The sequence below is a fragment of the Bathymodiolus azoricus thioautotrophic gill symbiont genome (genome assembly GCF_001298715.1).
Classification (GTDB): domain Bacteria; phylum Pseudomonadota; class Gammaproteobacteria; order PS1; family Pseudothioglobaceae; genus Thiodubiliella.
Genome location: NZ_CDSC02000194.1, coordinates 1 through 3,732, shown reverse-complemented (window position 1 = coordinate 3,732; position 3,732 = coordinate 1). Strand labels below are relative to the sequence as shown.

Sequence of the window (3,732 nt, the reverse complement as noted above, 5' to 3'; positions counted from 1 at the left end):
TTATGGGTTGAATTCGCCATGGTTAAAAAAATTAAGAATTACGATTATACGCACACAACTGATTTTGAGTTTTAAAACATTGTGTGAATTACTTGCCAAGGAGCACCATGACTTGGCCATTGAGAAAAATGAAAGTTTTAGCAAGAGAAATAAAGGTAAAAAATTTATCTTTTGAACAGGGTAATTACACAAGAAATATTATTGTCAATAACAGTGATTATTGGTTAGGCTTGCTACATTGGGACCAAGGTGCAACAACGCGTATTCATGGTCATCCAGAGCAAGCTTTTATCTATGTGGTTGAAGGGGAGCTAGGTTGCAAAAGTTTTGATAAAAATCCATTAACTGAACTTGGCTCTAGAGAGTTAGGTGGTGGGGAATATCGCTATAACAAAGGTGTAAAAGGCAAGATGGACAATTATATTCATCAAATTAATGCAAAGCAAAAAAGTATAAGTTTGCATTATTACTCAGACAATCCAACCAAAGGAGAGATATTTGACATTTAGGTTGATTTTTCACTACATTATTTGGTCAATTCGTTTGGGTATTCCTCCTTGGTATTACTTTCAAATTAATGCTGAATGGTATAACAAGAAAAAAGGTTTTTATTCCAAGATTGATATGGATGCTCGCATCCCAAAAAAGTGGCGTCTGGAACAAGATTATTTTGATAAAAATAATCTGCCAGAAGTTTTCCCTGTATTTTTAAAACCTGAATGGGGGCAAAATTCTAATGGTATTATTAAAATTAATAACAAACAGGATTTTCTAAATTTTAACCCAATAAATGGAAAAATTCCTTATATTTTGCAGTATGCAGCGCATGAAGAAAAAGAATATGAGGTTTTCTACATTCGTGATGCGACTCATAAGAACTGCCTAAGTGCACTAAATATTACTCAGTCACTCAATCGTTCAGATGAGCGTTACCCTGTTAATGGTATTCATAATAAAGATACGGTTTATCAAGATATCACGCAAGGTTTTTGTGAAAAAGAGTTAGATATTTTACAAACACATCTACAAGAATTACCACCTTTTCGTATTGCCAGAGTGGGGCTTAGGGCGAATTCTAAGATAGATTTACTCTCAGGTTTGTTCCATATTATTGAAATTAATTTATTTGCCCCATTTCCCATTCACTTATTAGATAATAGCATCTCAAAAAAAACCAAATATAAATTTATTAAAGACAATATGAAGCATTTAGTTAAGGTTAGCAATACCACTCCTAAGAAACACTTTAATCGGTTTGTTTTTTTTAGAAAAATCATCAAACACTATCAGTCAAAAACCGATCAATAATGCAATTATTATATCGATTTTTATCGCAGTTTTTTTTTATCAGATTGTAGTGATTATAATCCGCTTAAAGTTCGTCGTGCTTGTCGCTCAAAAGCACAGGCTAGGTTGGCATTTGAAGAAAATGCATTGCCTTATGCCAAAGGTAGAACTTTTGTTAACCCATATTCAGCATTTAAATTTTATGAACAACACGGTTTCCCGCTGGTTATTAAGCCTAATGTTGGGGGTTTTTCTCGAGGTGCATATTTTCCTATTAAAAACAAAGCACAATTATTAAGAGCAAGTATTGGTGTTAAAAAGTGGTGGCCAAATAGCATTATAGAAACATACTTGCTTGGCAAAAATTACCGTATGGTAATGACAAAATTTGGCGTTATGTCGGTACTTAGGCGTTATCCACCTTTTATAGTGGGTGATGGGCGAAGGGCGATTGGGGCTTTGATTGATACTGAGAATGCACTAAGGCAAAAAATGCAACTTGCACCTGTTACTCAATTGATACCTAAAAATAAAGCTATTGAGAGGCATCTAAAACAACAAGGGATGCGCTTTTCTACAATCCTTGCAGATAAGCAAAAAGTTTATCTGCACCATAAGATTTCGCTTAAATTAGGCTCAAGTATTGAGGTGATTGATAAAGCCAAACTAAGTGATAACAACAAACAAGACCTGATTAAAATATTGAATTTTTTTAATGCCAATATTTTGGGTATTGATGTGATTTGTAAAGAAGGAATTGAAGTTGATTTCAATACCCAATCCTGTATTTTTTTAGAACTTAATTCGCGTCCATTTTTAAAAATGCATGATAACCCCAGATATGGTGAAAAACCTAAAGATTTAGATGATTTTTATAACAAATTAGAACAACTGGAAATTACCGATAATGAAAAATATTAGTAAAAAATATTTATTTTATGGCTTTGTTGTGCTCAATATTATTGCGGTGATTTATTTATATTTTAGTGATTATAAAATTGACCCAGAAATGCTTAAAGCGTTTTTAACTACTGAATATTTTTTAATATCCTATGTTGTTTATATTTTAATTTTAATTATTAGAGGCTTGACATTATTGCCAGGCACTGCTTTTTTACTTGCAGGTATCTATATTTTTTCTTTTACTCAGGTGTTTTTTGCTATTCAAATTGCTATTGTAGGTTATTGTTTGATTATTTATAATTTTGCACATAAGTTAAATTTTAAAGTGCCGCAAAAAATATTGGATTATGAACATAAAATCAAAACTAAAGAAATTCCTATTATTTTTGCTTTGTGTTTTATCCCAGGTATTTCAATCAATATATTGATTTATTTTTTATCTATTATTGATGTTAAATTAAGAAACATACTGATTGGCATTATTAGTGGCACCTCTATTACATCAATGATTTATATATCAATCATTACCGGTGTATTCGAATCAGTAGACTATGCACTCAATTAAGGTTTTTAAATTGGTTTTTACCTAACCAAAAGTCATTACCTTTTTTGACAAAGACAGGAATATTCTTTACCCATCGCTTGTTAGCGACTTGGTTGTAGTTTAGATAAAGTTTGTTATCAACAATGGTCCAAATCTTAGGATTTCCATATACGCCTTCACCATCTTGGGCGATACGCCAAGCACAGTGTCCACCATATTGTGGTGCATATTGTTGCGGGCTAGCCTTAAATAGTGCTAGATTTTCTGCATTTTTAAAGCGCCAAGTTTTTCCTCGATATTCAAGCGAGAATTCTGCCAAACCTTTGACAGGCTTATTCTCAGTGAAATAATTAACTGTATCATAACCTTCAATAGCATATTCGTTGCCTTTAGAGCCAGCACCAAACCAAGAATGCTTGGTATAGGTAAAATCAAATGCGAAGACTTGCAAGGTGGTAAAGCTTAATAGTATTAACAGTAAATTTTTGGGACTAACTTACATTAATACCAACATCTTATAAGACAGCCTATTACCACTAAATCCAGACACAATTGAATCAATTCTATCCAGTGTCGGTCGTTTGACATTACCATCATTCAACCTAAAAACAAACTCATCAACATAACGCCCGATATGTTTATCTGAAAAATGATAAAATACACCATGATAACCGCGTTTTAATAACGCCCAAACACTCTCAATGCCATTAGTATGCACAATACCGTTAACATACTGCCCAGCAGAATAATTGACCATTAGCTGTTTATAGCCCTCTATGCCTTTATATATTGTTGCTTCATCAGTGCAAAGCGTGGCATTAGCATCAGCATGCTTATCAATCATAGTCTGAATATTGGCACTCTTGAATTCACATCATAAGTGCAACACTCAATTAGTCGGCCAAAGGGTATATTATACCATTTTCAAAAATAAACTAAACTAATTCTATCCATTCTCTACTACACAATTTCTTAACAAAATTATCCTTCTTTAAGAT

At 32.7% G+C, this 3,732-nt stretch carries 5 protein-coding genes and 1 pseudogene; 4 read left to right on the top strand and 2 right to left on the bottom strand.

All coding sequences use genetic code 11. The features are described 5' to 3' along the window. Positions 1–107 precede the first annotated feature (107 nt). The 4 genes from BAZSYMA_RS03760 to BAZSYMA_RS03745 all read left to right on the top strand — a co-directional run bounded on the left by BAZSYMA_RS03760 (position 108) and on the right by BAZSYMA_RS03745 (position 2,755). Positions 108–509, top strand: a complete 402-nt coding sequence (locus BAZSYMA_RS03760) for a cupin domain-containing protein (RefSeq protein ID WP_241502546.1) — start codon at positions 108–110, stop codon at positions 507–509. Next, positions 499–1,308, top strand: a complete 810-nt coding sequence (locus BAZSYMA_RS03755; protein ID WP_090715765.1) for an ATP-grasp domain-containing protein — start codon at positions 499–501, stop codon at positions 1,306–1,308. Before BAZSYMA_RS03760 ends, BAZSYMA_RS03755 begins: the two co-directional genes overlap by 11 nt. A 105-nt stretch (positions 1,309–1,413) precedes the next feature. After that, entirely contained in the window at positions 1,414–2,208 is a 795-nt protein-coding gene (locus BAZSYMA_RS03750) for a cyanophycin synthetase (protein WP_241502545.1), read from the top strand. Next, the gene (locus tag BAZSYMA_RS03745) at positions 2,195–2,755 is read left to right on the top strand and encodes a TVP38/TMEM64 family protein (protein WP_090715761.1); all 561 of its coding nucleotides are present in this window, start codon (positions 2,195–2,197) and stop codon (positions 2,753–2,755) included. The genes BAZSYMA_RS03750 and BAZSYMA_RS03745 overlap by 14 nt, the downstream gene beginning before the upstream one ends. On the opposite strand, the gene BAZSYMA_RS03740 is transcribed toward BAZSYMA_RS03745, so the two are convergent. Continuing rightward, positions 2,748–3,185 carry a YHS domain-containing (seleno)protein gene (locus BAZSYMA_RS03740; RefSeq protein ID WP_237732981.1) on the bottom strand — a complete coding sequence of 146 codons (438 nt, stop codon included), beginning with the start codon at positions 3,183–3,185 and terminating at the stop codon, positions 2,748–2,750. The genes BAZSYMA_RS03745 and BAZSYMA_RS03740 overlap by 8 nt on opposite strands. A 45-nt stretch (positions 3,186–3,230) precedes the next feature. Continuing rightward, positions 3,231–3,590: pseudogene (locus BAZSYMA_RS03735) on the bottom strand (IS1595 family transposase); the annotation flags it as partial. Between the last annotated feature and the right edge of the window lie 142 nt (positions 3,591–3,732).

Coding starts and splice junctions, on each gene's coding strand:
- BAZSYMA_RS03745 (WP_090715761.1), top strand. CDS start 2,195: ATGAAAAATATTAGTAAAAAATATTTATTTTATGGCTTTGTTGTGCTC.
- BAZSYMA_RS03760 (WP_241502546.1), top strand. CDS start 108: ATGACTTGGCCATTGAGAAAAATGAAAGTTTTAGCAAGAGAAATAAAG.